Origin of the sequence: Pseudomonas sp. So3.2b, from assembly GCF_019464415.1 — a bacterium.
Classification (GTDB): Bacteria; Pseudomonadota; Gammaproteobacteria; order Pseudomonadales; family Pseudomonadaceae; genus Aquipseudomonas; species Aquipseudomonas shahriarae.
The window spans coordinates 11704-27783 of the sequence record NZ_CP080494.1; the positions used below are offsets into that span (position 1 = coordinate 11704).

At 61.6% G+C, this 16080-nt stretch carries 15 protein-coding genes and 1 pseudogene; 9 read left to right on the plus strand and 7 right to left on the minus strand.

The genetic code is table 11. The features are described from left to right. Positions 1 to 29: 29 nt before the first annotated feature. Both K1X80_RS00065 and K1X80_RS00070 read left to right on the plus strand, forming a co-directional pair. The gene (locus tag K1X80_RS00065) at positions 30 to 1463 is read left to right on the plus strand and encodes a PLP-dependent aminotransferase family protein (RefSeq protein WP_057960995.1); all 1434 of its coding nucleotides are present in this window, start codon (positions 30 to 32) and stop codon (positions 1461 to 1463) included. Between the two features lie 62 nt (positions 1464 to 1525). After that, positions 1526 to 3091, plus strand: coding sequence for a phospholipase D family protein (locus K1X80_RS00070; RefSeq protein WP_198799485.1), 1566 nt, complete (start codon positions 1526 to 1528; stop codon positions 3089 to 3091). Positions 3092 to 3126: 35 nt separating this feature from the next. Here K1X80_RS00070 and K1X80_RS00075 read toward each other — a convergent pair whose 3' ends face one another. Together K1X80_RS00075 and K1X80_RS00080 are read right to left on the minus strand one after the other, a co-directional pair. Beyond that, positions 3127 to 4269: an MFS transporter gene (locus K1X80_RS00075; protein ID WP_169989474.1), complete on the minus strand. Its 1143-nt coding sequence runs from the start codon at positions 4267 to 4269 to the stop codon at positions 3127 to 3129. A gap of 166 nt (positions 4270 to 4435) precedes the next feature. Further along, positions 4436 to 5929, minus strand: a complete 1494-nt coding sequence (locus K1X80_RS00080) for an aldehyde dehydrogenase (protein WP_057440504.1) — start codon at positions 5927 to 5929, stop codon at positions 4436 to 4438. A 227-nt stretch (positions 5930 to 6156) separates the two neighbouring features. Here K1X80_RS00080 and K1X80_RS00085 point away from each other — a divergent pair, with 227 nt between their 5' ends. Beyond that, positions 6157 to 6519 (plus strand): cupin domain-containing protein, encoded by a 363-nt coding sequence (locus K1X80_RS00085; protein ID WP_057440505.1) that lies wholly within the window; start codon positions 6157 to 6159, stop codon positions 6517 to 6519. Positions 6520 to 6599: 80 nt separating this feature from the next. On the opposite strand, the gene rpmG is transcribed toward K1X80_RS00085, so the two are convergent. Together rpmG and rpmB are read right to left on the minus strand one after the other, a co-directional pair. Next, entirely contained in the window at positions 6600 to 6755 is a 156-nt protein-coding gene (rpmG, locus tag K1X80_RS00090; RefSeq protein ID WP_003176906.1) for a 50S ribosomal protein L33, read from the minus strand. A gap of 11 nt (positions 6756 to 6766) precedes the next feature. Continuing rightward, a complete protein-coding gene (rpmB, locus tag K1X80_RS00095; RefSeq protein ID WP_007920377.1) occupies positions 6767 to 7000 on the minus strand; it encodes a 50S ribosomal protein L28 in 234 nt (77 codons plus the stop codon). A gap of 458 nt (positions 7001 to 7458) precedes the next feature. Between rpmB and K1X80_RS00100 the strand changes: the two genes are divergently transcribed. Continuing rightward, positions 7459 to 9051: an ABC transporter substrate-binding protein gene (locus K1X80_RS00100; protein ID WP_057960998.1), complete on the plus strand. Its 1593-nt coding sequence runs from the start codon at positions 7459 to 7461 to the stop codon at positions 9049 to 9051. Positions 9052 to 9098: 47 nt separating this feature from the next. On the opposite strand, the gene radC is transcribed toward K1X80_RS00100, so the two are convergent. Then, positions 9099 to 9773, minus strand: a complete 675-nt coding sequence (radC, locus tag K1X80_RS00105) for a RadC family protein (protein WP_057960999.1) — start codon at positions 9771 to 9773, stop codon at positions 9099 to 9101. Positions 9774 to 9904: 131 nt separating this feature from the next. On the opposite strand from radC, the gene coaBC reads away from it, so the two are divergent. The 4 genes and pseudogenes from coaBC to argB all read left to right on the plus strand — a co-directional run bounded on the left by coaBC (position 9905) and on the right by argB (position 14056). Further along, a complete protein-coding gene (coaBC, locus tag K1X80_RS00110; protein ID WP_029289805.1) occupies positions 9905 to 11113 on the plus strand; it encodes a bifunctional phosphopantothenoylcysteine decarboxylase/phosphopantothenate--cysteine ligase CoaBC in 1209 nt (402 codons plus the stop codon). A 5-nt stretch (positions 11114 to 11118) separates the two neighbouring features. Further along, positions 11119 to 11574 carry a dUTP diphosphatase gene (gene dut, locus K1X80_RS00115; RefSeq protein WP_057961001.1) on the plus strand — a complete coding sequence of 152 codons (456 nt, stop codon included), beginning with the start codon at positions 11119 to 11121 and terminating at the stop codon, positions 11572 to 11574. Between the two features lie 148 nt (positions 11575 to 11722). Beyond that, positions 11723 to 13129 (plus strand): annotated as a pseudogene (locus K1X80_RS00120) (phosphomannomutase/phosphoglucomutase); the annotation flags it as partial. 21 nt (positions 13130 to 13150) lie between these two features. Further along, positions 13151 to 14056, plus strand: coding sequence for an acetylglutamate kinase (gene argB, locus K1X80_RS00125; protein ID WP_029289812.1), 906 nt, complete (start codon positions 13151 to 13153; stop codon positions 14054 to 14056). 85 nt (positions 14057 to 14141) lie between these two features. Here the strand turns inward: argB and pyrE are convergent, their stop codons facing one another. Continuing rightward, the gene (gene pyrE, locus K1X80_RS00130) at positions 14142 to 14786 is read right to left on the minus strand and encodes an orotate phosphoribosyltransferase (protein WP_057444213.1); all 645 of its coding nucleotides are present in this window, start codon (positions 14784 to 14786) and stop codon (positions 14142 to 14144) included. Between the two features lie 82 nt (positions 14787 to 14868). Here pyrE and K1X80_RS00135 point away from each other — a divergent pair, with 82 nt between their 5' ends. Further along, positions 14869 to 15648, plus strand: coding sequence for an exodeoxyribonuclease III (locus K1X80_RS00135; RefSeq protein WP_029289816.1), 780 nt, complete (start codon positions 14869 to 14871; stop codon positions 15646 to 15648). Positions 15649 to 15706: 58 nt separating this feature from the next. Here the strand turns inward: K1X80_RS00135 and K1X80_RS00140 are convergent, their stop codons facing one another. Continuing rightward, positions 15707 to 16075, minus strand: coding sequence for a DUF4870 domain-containing protein (locus K1X80_RS00140; RefSeq protein ID WP_120734336.1), 369 nt, complete (start codon positions 16073 to 16075; stop codon positions 15707 to 15709). Between the last annotated feature and the right edge of the window lie 5 nt (positions 16076 to 16080).

Sequence of the window (16080 nt, forward strand, 5' to 3'; positions counted from 1 at the left end):
TCTGTACTGGTCCCCTGGGAGTGACCGCAATGACCCTCTACGTCAACCTCGCCGAACTGCTGGGCACCCGTATCGAACAGGGCTTCTATCGCCCCGGCGATCGCCTGCCCTCGGTGCGTGCCTTGAGTGTGGAACACGGGGTCAGCCTGAGCACCGTGCAACAGGCTTACCGAATGCTCGAAGACAACGGCCTGGCGACGCCAAAGCCGAAATCCGGCTACTTCGTGCCCGTCGGTCGCGAACTGCCCGCGCTGCCTGCCGTGGGTCGGCCGGCCCAGCGCCCGGTGGAGATTTCCCAGTGGGACCAGGTGCTGGAACTGATCCGCGCGGTGCCGCGCAAAGATGTCATACAGATGGGCCGTGGCATGCCGGATGTCCTGTCACCGACCCTCAAACCCCTGCTGCGCAGCCTGGCCCGGGTCAGCCGCCGCCAGGATCTGCCAGGCCTGTACTACGACAATATCTACGGCTGTATGGAGCTGCGTGAACAAATAGCCCGTCTGTCATTGGATTCCGGCTGTCAACTCGACGCCCAGGACATCGTGATCACTACCGGCTGCCATGAGGCACTGTCCTCCAGCATCCGTGCCATTTGCGAGCCCGGCGATATCGTCGCCGTCGACTCGCCAAGCTTCCACGGCGCCATGCAGACCCTCAAGGGCCTGGGCATGAAAGCCCTGGAAATCCCCACCGACCCGCTCACCGGCATCAGCCTGGAAGCCCTGGAACTGGCCCTGGAGCAATGGCCGATCAAAGTCATCCAGTTGACCCCCAACTGCAACAACCCCCTGGGCTACATCATGCCCGAGGCACGCAAACGGGCGCTGCTGACCCTGGCCCAGCGCTTTGACGTGGCGATTATCGAAGACGATGTGTATGGCGAGCTGGCCTACAGCTACCCGCGACCACGCACCATCAAATCCTTCGACGAAGATGGCCGCGTCCTACTCTGCAGTTCCTTCTCCAAAACCCTGGCCCCCGGTCTGCGGATCGGTTGGGTAGCGCCGGGCCGCTATCTGGAGCGGGTGCTGCACATGAAATACATCAGCACCGGCTCCACCGCCACCCAGCCGCAGATCGCCATTGCCGAGTTCCTCAAGAACGGGCACTTCGAGCCGCATTTGCGGCGGATGCGCAGCCAATACCAGCGCAATCGCGACCTGATGCTCGATTGGGTCAGCCGCTATTTCCCGGCCGGCACCCGCGCCAGCCGGCCACAGGGCAGCTTTATGCTGTGGGTGGAGTTGCCCGAAGGTTTCGACACCCTCAAGCTCAACCGGGCCCTGGTCGAGCAAGGCGTACAGATTGCCGTGGGCAGCATCTTCTCGGCCTCGGGCAAATACCGTAACTGCCTGCGGATGAACTACGCTGCCAAGCCAACCCCCCCGATTGAAGAGGCGGTGCGCAAGGTCGGGGCAACGGCGATCAAAATGCTCGCCGAAGCCGAACAGCGGGTGGACTGACCTTTTGCCAGCAATCACCGTCATATGCCCACCAACGCCCTGATTCGGAACCTGTCGCCTTGATGAGCCAACGGCTGTTAGCGTTTTTTTTGCTGGGGTTCCTGGGCCTGGGCGGTTGCGCCACCCCGGATGTGCCCAGGGTGGCCAGCGAGGCGCTGCCGGCGACGCAGTCCGCCTTTGGTCGCTCGATCCAGGCCCAGGCCGCGCCCTACCAGGGCCGCTCCGGGTTCCGCCTGCTGCCCAACAGCAGCGAAGCGTTCATGGCTCGCGCCGAATTGATCCGCAATGCCCAGACCAGCCTCGACTTGCAGTACTACATCGTCCATGACGGCATCAGCACGCGCATGCTGGTGGCCGAGTTACTCACGGCGGCCGACCGTGGCGTGCGGGTGCGCATCCTCCTAGATGACACCACCAGCGACGGCCTGGACCAGATCATCGCCACCCTGGCCGCGCACCCGCAGATCCAGATTCGCCTGTTCAACCCCTTGCACCTGGGGCGCAGCACCGGCGTGACACGGGCCATGGGCCGGCTGTTCAACCTGTCGCTGCAGCACCGGCGCATGCACAACAAGCTGTGGCTGGCGGACAACAGCGTGGCGATTGTCGGCGGGCGCAACCTGGGGGATGAGTATTTCGATGCCGAGCCCAACCTGAACTTCACCGATATCGACATGCTCAGCATCGGGCCCGTGGCCGAGCAACTGGGCCACAGCTTTGACCAGTACTGGAACAGTGCGCTGAGCAAACCCATTGCCGACTTCATCTCCAGCGCCCCGTCCTCCCGCGACCTGGCCACGGCGCGGGGGCTTCTGGAGAACTCCCTGGCCGAGTCGCGCCAGCAAAACCATGCCCTGTACAACCGCCTGCGCACCTACCAGACCCAGCCCCGCATGGACATCTGGCGCCGGGAGCTGATCTGGGCATGGAACCAGGCGCTGTGGGATGCGCCGAGCAAGGTGCTGGCCAAGGCCGATCCTGACCCGCAACTGTTGCTCACCACCCAACTGGGGCCGGAGCTGGAAGGCGTGCACAGTGAACTGATGATGATTTCGGCCTACTTCGTCCCCGGTCAGCCGGGCCTGGTGTACCTGACCGGCCGCGCGGACGCCGGTGTCGACGTGCGTCTGCTGACCAACGCTCTGGAGGCCACCGACGTACCGGCAGTGCATGGCGGCTATGCGCCCTATCGCAAGGCACTGTTGGAGCACGGGGTGAAACTGTACGAACTGCGCCGCCAACCGGGCGACGGCGGCGGCAGTGGCCCGCACCTGCTGGGCAGCCGCGCGCTGCATGGCTCGGACTCCAGCCTGCACAGCAAGGCGATGATCTTTGATCGGCAGAAGTCGTTTATCGGCTCATTCAATTTCGACCCGCGTTCGGTGCTGTGGAACACCGAGGTTGGCGTGCTGGTGGACAGCCCCGAGCTGGCCGAGCATGTACGCAACCTGGCCCTGCAAGGGATGGCGCCGGCCTTGAGTTATGAGGCGAAGCTGCAGGATGGCCAGGTGGTATGGGTGACAGAAGACAACGGCCAGTTGCACACCCTGACCCGCGAGCCGGGCAGTTGGTGGCGCCGCTTCAATGCCTGGTTTGCCACCACTGTGGGCCTGGAGCGCATGCTCTAAGCACCACCAAAATCCAATCTGGGAGCACTTCCAGGTCAGGCCGGCTGCTCGGCGCCAAACGCCCCTTGGCGCAACAACAGAATCACCAGCCCCAAGGCCCCCGCCGCCATTAACAATGGCAACGCATGCCCGCTGATCCACTGGCTGCCCGCGCCCGCCACCAGTGGGCCGATCAGGCAACCAATCCCCCACAACTGCGCAATATGGGCATTGGCCCGCACCAACGCATCGTCACGGTAGCGCTCGCCGATCAGGATCAACGACAAGGTGAACAAGCCCCCGGCGCTGGCACCGAACAGCACCCAGATCGGCCAGATCAGCCAGGTATCGAGCAGCGGCGCAATGGCCAGGCTCGACAGCAGCAACAACACCGCGCACCCCAGAAACAGGGTACGCCTGGGCAGGTAATCAGCCAGCGCGCCAATCGGCAATTGCAGCAAGGCATCGCCGACCACCACGGTGCTGACCATCGCCAGCGCCACCTCAGCGGTAAAACCCTGCTGCAGGCAATACACCGGCAGCAGCGTCAGAATCATCGCCTCGAACGCGGCAAACAACGCCACCGCCCAGGCAATCGCCGGCAGGCCCCGGCAAAAACCCCACAAATCGCCAAAGGTCACGCTGAAGGCCTCCGCCGTCGGCGCCCCGCTGCGCCCCAACAGCAGGAACGGCGCAATGATCAGCAGGCCGACGCCGACCCAGAAGCCATAGTCATGATCGGTCCCCAGTACGCCGAGCAACAACGGCCCCGACAGCTGGCTCAAGGCGTAGGTACAGCCATACAGCGCCACCAGCCGGCCACGCCACTGCTCCACCACCAGTTGATTGATCCAGCTTTCGCCGAGGATAAACACGATGGTCAGGATCACCCCGATCATCAACCGCAGCACCAGCCACACCGGATAGCTGGGCAGTACCGCCAGCAAACCGATGGAAATCGCCCCAGCCCACAGGCACAGACGCATCAGGTTCGCCGTGCCCAACCAGGAAGCCAGGCGGCTGGAGACCTTGGCGCCCAACAGCACACCGAACGCCGGCATCGCCGCCATGATGCCGATGGCAAAGTTGCCATAGCCCCAGCTTTCCAGGCGCAGGGACACCAGCGGCATGCTCACGCCCAGGGCGAGGCCGACGCTGAGTACCGAGGCCAGGACGGCGAAGTAAGTCGCCCAACGCATTGCCACGCTCCTGTGGGTTATTTCCAGATCACGCAAAATACTGTGGGAGCGGGCTTGCCCGCGATGAGGGAGTACCAGCCAACTCATGAGTGACTGATATACCGCTATCGCGGGCAAGCCCGCTCCCACATGTGGATCTACTGCAGCTGGGGCCCGGAGTCCGGGTTTACAGCTTGATCCAGGTCGCCTTCAGCTCGGTGTACTTGTCGAACGCGTGCAGCGACTTGTCGCGACCGTTGCCCGACTGCTTGAACCCGCCAAATGGCGCAGTCATGTCGCCGCCATCGTACTGGTTGACCCACACGCTACCGGCGCGCAGGGCCTTGGCGGTCAGGTGCGCCTTGGAGATATCCGAAGTCCAGACCGCAGCGGCCAGGCCATAAGGCGTGTCGTTGGCAATCGCCACGGCTTCTTCCGCGCTGTCGAACGTCAGCACCGACAGCACAGGGCCAAAGATCTCTTCCTGGGCAATCTTCATGGCGTTGGTCACACCGTCGAAAATCGTCGGTTCGACGTAGGTACCGCCAGTTTCCTGCAGGGTGCGCTTGCCACCGGCCACCAGCTTGGCGCCATCGGCGTGCCCGGCTTCGATGTACGACAGCACGGTGTTCATCTGCTGGGTATCCACCAGCGCGCCGACGTTGGTAGCCGGGTCCAGCGGGTTGCCCGGCTTCCAGCCCTTGAGGGCCTCGATCACCATTGGCAGGAATTTGTCCTTGATCGAACGCTCCACCAGCAGGCGCGAGCCGGCAGTGCAGACTTCGCCCTGGTTGAAAGCAATGGCGCCAGCCGCGGATTCGGCAGCGGCTTGCAGGTCCGGGGCATCGGCAAACACGATGTTCGGGCTCTTGCCGCCAGCTTCCAGCCAGACGCGTTTCATGTTCGATTCGCCGGAGTAGATCATCAGTTGCTTGGCGATCTTGGTCGAACCGGTGAACACCAGGGTATCGACGTCCATATGCAGCGCCAGGGCCTTGCCGACAGTGTGGCCATAACCCGGCAGCACGTTGAGCACACCCTTGGGGATACCCGCTTCAACGGCCAGGGCAGCGATGCGGATGGCGGTCAGCGGCGATTTTTCCGAAGGCTTGAGCACGACCGAGTTGCCGGTGGACAGCGCCGGCCCCAGCTTCCAGCAGGCCATCATCAGCGGGAAGTTCCACGGCACGATGGCCGCCACTACGCCGACGGGCTCGCGGGTCACCAGGCCCAGTTGGTCATGGGGGGTGGCGGCGACTTCGTCGTAAATCTTGTCGATGGCCTCGCCACTCCAGCTCAGGGCTTGCGCCGCGCCAGGGATGTCGATGCCCAGGGAATCGCCGATGGGCTTGCCCATGTCCAGGGTTTCGAGCAGGGCCAGCTCTTCGGCGTTGGCCTTGAGCAGCGCGGCGAAACGGATCATGGTGGCTTTGCGCTTGGCCGGGGCCAGGCGAGACCATGCACCGGAGTTGAAAGTGGCGCGGGCGTTTTCCACGGCGCGCTGGGCGTCGGCGACGTCACAACTGGCAACCGTGGTCAGCAGGCGGCCATCGACTGGGCTGAGGCATTCGAACGTGTCGCCGGAAACTGCGGCGGTGTACTCGCCATTGATATAGGCGCGGCCTTCGATCTTCAGATCCTTGGCGCGTTGTTCCCAGTCGGCACGGGTCAGGGTGGTCATGCGAGTGTCCTCCTCTTATTAAATATAAGGGCCCGGCGTTATAACCGCTCCCTTCCAAATGCTTGCCCGGCCAGCCAGCTATTCGGTCCGAGGCACCCGCCACCCTAAACCAGCCGCAAGGGATGTTTCAATATATTTGACATAACGGCCGCAAACGCCCTTGCGATGTTCATTTTAATAAACATAGACTTTGGCTCTCCAACCCCAGGCCTAGACGGGATACGTGCATGAACATTCAGGATGTCGTCGATTTCAGCCAGGCGAACACCGCCGCCGAACGCTACCGCCCCGCCACAGAAAAAATCCTCAAGGGCGACCCCGAGCAGACGCTCTTCAACCACTACAACAGCCCGTGCGGCCAGATGAACGCCGGGGTCTGGGAGGGTGAAGTCGGGCAATGGACGGTGAACTACACCGAGCACGAGTACTGCGAGATCGTGCAGGGGGTTTCGGTGCTACGCGATGCCGAAGGCAACGCCAAGACCTTGCGCGCCGGTGACCGCTTCGTGATCCCGGCCGGCTTCAGTGGCACCTGGGAAGTGCTGGAGCCGTGCCGCAAGATCTACGTGGTGTTCGAAGAAAAAGCCTGATCGGTCGACCGCGACTTTTCAAAAGGCAAAAAAAACCCGCATCGTGAGATGCGGGTTTTTTTCACAAGAAAGAAAACCAATTACTTGATTTTGCCTTCTTTGTAGATCACGTGCTTGCGAACGCGCGGGTCGAACATTTTCTTTTCGAGCTTGTCCGGGGTAGTACGCTTGTTCTTGTCGGTAGTGTAGAAGTGACCAGTACCGGCGCTAGAGATCATTCGAATCAATTCACGCATGATTTAGCTCCTTAGATTTTGCCGTCGCGGCGCAGTTCAGCGAGCACGACAGTGATGCCACGCTTGTCGATGATGCGCATGCCTTTGGCAGATACGCGCAGACGGACAAAACGTTTCTCTTCTTCAACCCAGAAGCGGTGATGCTGCAGGTTTGGCAGGAAACGACGACGGGTTTTGTTGTTTGCGTGGGAAATGTTATTCCCAGTCACCGGACCCTTACCGGTAACTTGACAGACTCTCGACATGCCTCAGCCCTCTAAAACCACATGCCCAACCCGGCATGGGTTGGCCGCTTAATCTCTCAGTCATTTGGCGCCAGGCGCCGCGTTTCTTTAAGGGTCTTACCGGCTACACCTACAGTGAAGGAACCGGGCCCCTAGAAAAGAGCGCTGCTTTATACCAGAAAGACCCCAGTGCAACAACAGCCGGTGTGTTTTTCCCGCTGTAAATCTCGCCCAAGCAGCTCTCAAGCGCTGCCAGGGTGGGCCGCCGTGCCGCCGGACCGCTCGTCGCACCGAATGATTTATCGCCGCTGTTTGTAGGCCAAGGCCCCGGGCAAAATGACCTGAAGCGCCATCAAAACAGTATTTGTCCTAAATGCACAGGCAAAAATGGGCTAGTCATTTGTGAATCAGGCCACTACGGTAGGCCTTTTCCAGACTGCACTCGCAGATGGGCCTCCGATCTGCAAAGGAAACCGACCATGCGCCTCGCTGCCCTGCCACTTCTACTCGCCCCGCTCTTCCTCGCCCCGCTGGCCCAGGCGGCCTCCACGTTGAGCGTCTGCACCGAGGCCAGCCCCGAAGGGTTCGATGTGGTGCAGTACAACTCGCTGACCACCACCAACGCCTCGGCGGATGTGCTGATGAACCGCCTGGTGGACTACGACGCCACGAGCGGCAAGCTGGTGCCGAGCCTGGCCGACAGCTGGGAAGTCTCGCCGGACGGCCTGACCTACACCTTTAAATTGCACCCCGGCGTCAAATTCCACCGCACTGCGTATTTCAGCCCAAGCCGCAGCCTTACCGCCGAAGATGTACGTTTCAGCTTCGAGCGCATGCTCGACCCGGCCAATCCCTGGCACCAGATCGCCCAGAGCGGCTTCCCCCACGCCCAGTCCTTGCAACTGCCGGCGCTGATCAAAAAGATCGACGCCCTGGATCCGCTGACCGTGCGCTTTACCCTGGATCACGCCGACTCCACGTTCCTCGCCGCGCTGAGCATGGGCTTTGCCTCGATCTACCCGGCCGAATACGCCGACAAGTTGCTCAAGGCCGGCACCCCGGAAAAGCTCAATAGCCAACCCATCGGCACCGGCCCCTTTGTTTTCGGGCGTTTCCAGAAAGATGCAGCGATTCGCTACAAAGCCAACCCGGATTACTTCGCCGGCAAGCCTGCTGTGGATAACTTGATCTTTGCCATCACCCCGGACGCCAACGTACGCCTGCAGAAACTGCGCCGGGATGAGTGCCAGATCGCCTTGTCACCCAAGCCCCTGGATATCGGCGAGGCGCAAAAGGATGCGGCGCTCAAGGTGGAAAAGACCGCAGCCTTCATGACCGCGTTTGTGGCCATCAACAGCCAGCACCCACCGTTGGACAAGCCAGAAGTGCGCCAGGCGATCAACCTGGCCTTCGACAAGGCCAGCTACCTCAAGGCCGTGTTTGAAGGCACCGCCGAAGCCGCCACCGGCCCCTACCCGCCCAATACCTGGGGTTTTGCCAAGGAATTGCCGGGTTATCCACAGGACATCGCCAAGGCCAAGGCCCTGCTGGCCCGCGCCGGGCTGAGTGACGGCTTCAAGACCACCCTTTGGACCCGGCCCTCGGGCAGCCTGCTCAACCCCAACCCAAGCCTGGGCGCACAACTGCTGCAGGCGGACCTGGCCAAGGTCGGCATCCAGGCCGAGATCCGCGTGATCGAATGGGGCGAGCTGATCCGCCGCGCCAAGGCTGGCGAGCACGACCTGCTGTTTATGGGCTGGGCCGGGGACAACGGCGACCCGGATAACTTCCTGACCCCGCAATTTTCCTGCGCGGCGGTAAAATCCGGCACCAACTTTGCCCGTTACTGCGACCCGGCACTGGACAAGCTGATCAGTGCCGGCAAGACCACCAATGAGCAAGGCGTGCGCAGCAAGCTGTATCAACAGGCACAGGCGCAGATCCAGCAGCAGGCGCTGTGGTTGCCACTGGCTCATCCGACGGCCTTTGCCCTGACCCGTAAAAATGTCGAGGGGTATCAGGTCAGCCCGTTTGGGCGCCAGGATTTCTCCAAGGTCAGCGTAAAGCCCTGACCCGGCCGTTGTAGGAGCCGGCAAGCCGGCCCCTACAAGCAACTGCGTTACAGCCAACCGTATTCGGCCATCGACAGCGGGTCACCGTCGCCGATAATGATGTGATCCAGTACCCGCACGTCCACCAGATCGAGGGCCTTTTGCAGATGCTTGGTCAGTTTTCGATCAGCAATGCTGGGCTCGGCATTCCCGGAGGGGTGGTTGTGGCACAGGATCAACGCCGCTGCGTTGTAGTCCAGGGCGCGCTTGACCACCTGTCGCGGGTACACCATGGCATTGTCTATGGTGCCCTGGAACAGCGCTTCGAAGCCCAGCACCCGGTGCCTTGAATCAAGAAACAGGCAGCCGAATATTTCGTGGGGCTCATGGCGCAGCAGCGCCTTGAGGTAGTCACGCACGGCAACCGGGCTTTCCAGTACCGACTCATTGCGCACATGCTCGGCCAGATGGCGCCGGCCCATTTCCAGCACCGCCTGCAACTGGGCGAACTTAGCCGGCCCCAGGCCCAGATGCTGGATGAAGACGGTTTGGCGGGCCTCCAGCAACGAACGCAGGCTGCCAAATTGCCCCAGCAGATGGCGCGCCAAGTCCACCGCGCTTTTACCCGAGACGCCGGTACGCAGGAAAATCGCCAGCAACTCGGCATCCGAGAGACTCGCCGCCCCCAACTCCAAAAGCTTCTCCCGCGGGCGCTCCGCCGCAGGCCAATTGCGAATACTCATGGCACCTCCGTGTGCATGTGCGCCGCTGTTGCATGGCGGACGCTGTGTTATCTTAGCCGCTCTTTTTTGCGCGCGATTTCACCTGGGGAGGGGGGATCGCAACGCCATCACTGAACTGGAAAGGCAAACCAATGCAGCGTCTGTATCGGAAACGCATCGTTCTCGGCGTCGGCGGCGGTATTGCCGCCTACAAGAGCGCAGAGTTGGTTCGCAGGCTCCTGGACCAGGGCGCCGAAGTGCGCGTGGTCATGACACGTGGCGGCAGTGAGTTCATTACCCCGCTGACCATGCAGGCTCTGTCCGGCCACCCGGTGCACCTGGACCTGCTGGACCCGGCAGCCGAAGCCGCCATGGGCCATATCGAACTGGCCAAATGGGCCGACCTGGTGCTGATCGCACCCGCCACTGCTGACCTCATCGCGCGCCTCGCCCAAGGCATTGCCGACGACCTGCTGACCACGCTGGTGCTGGCCACCGACGCCACCGTCGCCATCGCCCCGGCAATGAACCAGGCCATGTGGCGCGACCCGGCCACCCAGGCCAACACCCAACTCCTGCAAAGCCGTGGCCTCAAGGTCTTCGGCCCGGCCTCCGGCAGCCAGGCCTGTGGCGACGTCGGCCTGGGGCGCATGCTCGAAGCCACGGACCTGGCGCTGTGTGCCGCCGAGTGCTTCCAGCATCTAGCCCTGACCGGTAAGCACGTACTGATTACCGCCGGCCCGACCCAGGAAAACATCGACCCGGTGCGCTACATCACCAACCATAGCTCAGGAAAAATGGGCTTTGCCCTGGCAGAAGCGGCGGTTGAGGCAGGCGCACGCGTGACTCTGATCACCGGCCCGGTGCATCTGCCGACCCCGGACCGGGTCACCCGCATCGACGTAGTCAGCGCCCGCGACATGCTCGCGGCCTGTGAGGCGGCGATTCCCTGCGATGTGTTTATCGCGTCGGCAGCGGTCGCAGACTACCGCCCGGAAGTGGTTGCCCCACAAAAACTCAAGAAAGACCCTACAAGCGGCGACGGCCTGCTCCTGCAAATGGTGCGCAACCCGGACATTTTGGCCACCATCGCCACCCGCGCGGATCGTCCGTTCAGCGTCGGTTTCGCTGCCGAAACCGAAAACCTGCTGGACTACGCCGCACGCAAACTGAAAGACAAAAACCTCGACCTGATCGTTGCCAATGACGTCGCCAACCCGAGCATCGGCTTCAACAGCGAGGAAAACGCCTGCAGCGTGATTGATCGCGAGCTGCACGCCACCCTTTTCGCCCAGACCAGCAAGGGCAAGATTGCCCGCCAACTGATCTCTTTTATCGCCCAACGGCTGAACCAGGTTTAATGTCCATGCACGCTTTGCAAGCCAAGATCCTCGACCCCCGCCTCGGCACCGACTTCCCACTGCCGGCCTATGCCACACCAGGCTCCGCCGGCCTGGACCTGCGCGCCATGCTCAAGCAAGACACCGTCCTTGAGCCGGGCCAGACCCTGCTGATCCCCACCGGCCTGTCGATCTACGTCGGCGACCCCGGTCTGGCCGCCTTGATCCTGCCGCGCTCCGGCCTGGGTCACAAACACGGGATCGTGCTGGGCAACCTGGTGGGCTTGATCGACTCGGACTACCAGGGCGAATTGATGGTCTCGTGCTGGAACCGTGGCCAGACCGCCTTCAACATCGCCGTCGGCGAGCGCATTGCTCAACTGGTCCTGGTGCCGGTGGTGCAGGCACATTTCGAACTGGTCACCGAGTTCGACGAAACCCAGCGTGGCGCGGGCGGCTTCGGGCATTCCGGTAGCCACTGACTACGCTCAGGCATGCCGGACTCTGTGTCCGACATGCCCCAGTGGCATTTTCGCACCACGAACTCTAGGGCAAAAACGCCGTCTTACCCTTCAGTTTGAGCCTGCCGGTCGCCACACTCCGGCATGTCCGCCCCGTATCGATGGAGTTTCCCCAGTGATGAGCAACGCAGCCCCAGTCGCACCGACGTTTCCCGACAGCATTTTCCGCGCCTACGACATCCGTGGTGTCGTCCCGAAAACCCTGACCGCCGAAACCGCCTACTGGATCGGCCGCGCCATCGGCTCGCAAAGCCTGGCCCAGGGCGAGCCCAACGTCTCTGTGGGACGTGACGGTCGCCTGTCCGGCCCCGAGCTGGTGGAGCGCCTGATCCAGGGCCTGGCCGACAGCGGCTGCCATGTCAGCGACGTTGGCCTGGTGCCGACCCCGGCGCTGTACTACGCCGCCAACGTGCTGGCCGGCAAATCCGGCGTGATGCTCACTGGCAGCCACAACCCATCGGACTACAACGGCTTCAAGATCGTGATTGCCGGCGATACCCTGGCCAACGAACAGATCCAGGCCCTGCACACTCGCCTCAAGACCAATGACCTGACCAGCGGTAAGGGCAGCATCACCAAGGTCGATATCCTCCAGCGCTACTCGGACGAAATCACCCGTGACGTCAAGCTCGAGCGGCGCCTGAAAGTCGTGGTGGACTGCGGCAACGGCGCGGCCGGCGTGATCGCCCCGCAACTGCTCGAAGCCTTGAACTGCGAAGTGATCCCGCTGTTCTGCGAAGTCGACGGCAATTTCCCCAACCATCACCCGGACCCGGGCAAGCCTGAAAATCTGGTGGACCTGATCGCCAAGGTCGCAGAAGTGGGCGCCGATGTCGGCCTGGCCTTCGATGGCGACGGCGACCGCGTAGGCGTGGTGACCAACACCGGCAGCATCGTGTTCCCCGACCGCCTGCTGATGCTGTTCGCCCGCGACGTAGTGGCGCGCAACCCCGGTGCCGAGATCATCTTCGACGTCAAATGCACCCGGCGCCTGACGCCGTTGATCAAGGAATACGGCGGCCGCCCACTGATGTGGAAGACCGGTCACTCGTTGATCAAAAAGAAAATGAAAGAAACCGGCGCCCTGCTGGCCGGCGAAATGAGCGGCCATGTGTTCTTCAAGGAGCGCTGGTTCGGTTTTGACGACGGCATTTACAGCGCCGCCCGCCTGCTGGAGATCCTCAGCAAGGAAAAATCCAGCGCCGAAGACCTGTTCGAGACCTTCCCGAACGATATTTCTACGCCGGAAATCAATATCCATGTGACCGAAGAGAGCAAATTCAGCATCATTGACGCATTGCACGATGCGCAATGGGGTGCAGGCGCCAACCTGACCACCATTGATGGTGTGCGAGTCGATTATGCCGAAGGCTGGGGCCTGGTTCGCGCGTCCAACACCACTCCGGTGCTGGTCCTGCGTTTCGAGGCGGATACCGAGGCCGAGTTGCAGCGCATCAAGGACGTGTTCCACGCCCAGTTGAAACGTGTTGCCCCTGATCTCCAACTACCGTTCTGATTATTTGCCCCGGAGCCCTGAATGACCCTCGAACGCGAAGCCGCCGCCAACACCGCCAAGGTCCTTTCCGAAGCGTTGCCTTACATTCGACGCTACGTCGGCAAGACGCTGGTGATCAAGTACGGCGGCAATGCCATGGAAAGCGACGAGCTGAAAACCGGCTTTGCCCGTGACATCGTGCTGATGAAAGCCGTCGGGATCAACCCGGTGGTGGTGCACGGCGGCGGCCCGCAAATCGGTGACCTGCTCAAGCGCCTGTCCATCGAGAGTCATTTCATCGACGGCATGCGTGTTACCGATGCGCAGACCATGGACGTGGTGGAGATGGTCCTGGGCGGCCAGGTGAACAAAGACATCGTCAACCTGATCAACCGTCACGGCGGCAGCGCCATCGGCCTGACCGGCAAGGACGCCGAGCTGATCCGTGCGAAGAAACTTACCGTGACCCGCAAGACTCCGGAGATGACCCAGCCGGAAATCATCGACATCGGCCAGGTGGGCGAAGTGATCGGCATCAACACCGATTTGCTCAACCTGCTGGTCAAGGGCGACTTCATCCCAGTGATCGCGCCGATTGGCGTGGGGGCCAATGGCGAGTCCTACAACATCAACGCCGACCTGGTGGCGGGCAAGGTGGCCGAGGCACTCAAGGCCGAGAAGCTGATGCTGCTGACCAATATCGCCGGCCTGATGGACAAGGAAGGCAAGGTTCTGACCGGCCTGACTACCCAGCAAGTCGACGATCTGATCGCCGACGGCACCATCTACGGCGGCATGCTGCCGAAGATCCGCTGCGCACTGGAAGCGGTGCAGGGTGGCGTAGGCAGCTCGCTGATCATCGACGGCCGGGTGCCCAATGCGGTGCTGCTGGAGATCTTCACTGATACGGGCATGGGTACGCTGATCAGCAATCGCAAGCGTCCGTAAGCGCTGAAACAAAAAGCCCCCGTTCAACTGGATTGAACGGGGGCTTTTTTGTGGCCAATCTGCAACAGGGTGGGTATCCCCTGTGTCAGACGCCAAACTGCTCGCGGTACGCACGCACTGCCGGCAGGTGCTGCTTGAGCTGCGGGTCGTCTTCCAGGAACTGCAATACCTGGTTCAGCGACACGATGCTCACCACGGGAATCCCGAAGTCACGTTCCACTTCCTGGATCGCCGACAACTCACCGTTGCCGCGTTCCTGGCGGTTCAACGCGATCAGCACGCCCGCAGCCTTGGCGCCGTCCTGGGACGCAATGATCTGCATCACTTCACGAATCGCGGTACCGGCAGTGATCACGTCGTCGATGATCAGCACATCGCCGGTCAGCGGCGCGCCGACCAGGCTGCCGCCCTCACCGTGGGCCTTGGCTTCCTTGCGGTTGAAGCACCACGGCAGATCGCGGTCGTGATGTTCAGCCAGGGCCACTGCGGTTGCGGCGGCCAACGGAATACCTTTGTAGGCCGGGCCAAACAGCACGTCGAAGGCAATACCGCTTTCAACGATGGCGGCGGCGTAGAAACGCCCCAGTTGCGCCAGGGCAGAACCCGAGTTGAACAGGCCGGCATTGAAGAAGTATGGGCTGGTGCGCCCGGACTTGAGGGTGAACTCACCGAAGCGCAAAACCCCGCGATCGATGGCAAAACGAATGAAATCGCGTTGATACGCCTGCATGAAAAAAGCCTCAGATACCACGGATTTAGCTAAATAGGTAGACGGCGTGTATCATACACGCACGCGATTTTTGGGGCCATTTATGCGGATCATCAGTGTGAACGTTAATGGTATTCAGGCTGCAGTCGAGCGTGGTTTGCTCAGTTGGCTGCAAGCCCAGAATGCCGACGTCATCTGCCTGCAGGACACCCGCGCCTCCGCCTTTGAACTGGACGACCCAGCCTTCCAACTGGATGGCTACTTCCTTTATGCCTGTGATGCCGAAGTCCCTGCCCAAGGTGGCGTGGCTCTGTACTCACGGTTGCAACCCAAGGCGGTCATCAGCGGCCTCGGCTTCGAGACAGCCGATCGCTACGGGCGCTACCTGCAAGCCGATTTCGACAAAGTCAGTATTGCTACCTTGCTGCTCCCTTCGGGGATGAACGGCGATGAAGACTTGAACCAGAAGTTCAAGCTAATGGACGATTTCGCCCGTTATCTGGATAAACAGCGACGCAAACGCCGCGAGTACATTTATTGTGGCTCGTTGTACGTGGCGCAACAGAAGCTGGATATCAAGAACTGGCGCGACAGCCAGCAATCCCCGGGCTTCCTGGCGCCGGAACGGGCCTGGATGGACGAGATTGTCGGCAACATGGGGTATGTAGATGCCCTGCGTGAAGTCAGCCGCGAAGGCGACCAGTACAGCTGGTGGCCGGACAACGAACAGGCCGAGATGCTTAATCTGGGCTGGCGCTTTGACTACCAGTTGCTGACCCCCGGCCTGCGCCGGTTTGTCCGCAGCGCACGTCTGCCGCGTCAACCGCGCTTCTCGCAACATGCGCCGTTGATCGTGGACTACGACTGGACCTTGACCATCTGAGGTCAATATCCAGGTACAAAAAAACCGACATCGCTGTCGGTTTTTTTGTGGGCGATCATTATTTGATCAATCGCCAGGTGAGCGGGTAACGGTAGGCAATGCCTTTGTTGGCCTTGATCCCGCCAATGATGGTCAAGATCAGTGCGGCAATTACCAGCACCACCATCAACAGGAAGCCGATCACCACGAACCCCAGGACAAAGCAGACCAGCCAGGCGATGGCCACGGTCAGCTGGAAGTTCAGCGCTTCCTTGCCCTGGTCGTCGATCAGCGGGTCCATGTCCTTCTTCACCTGCCACAGGATCAATGGCCCCAACACGCTACCAAAGGGGAACACCAGGCCCAGGAACGCCGCGAAGTGACAGAGCATCGCCCATTGGCGCACTTCCTTGTTCTGGGCTGACACGGGAAGCTGGTTGTCACTCATCGCGT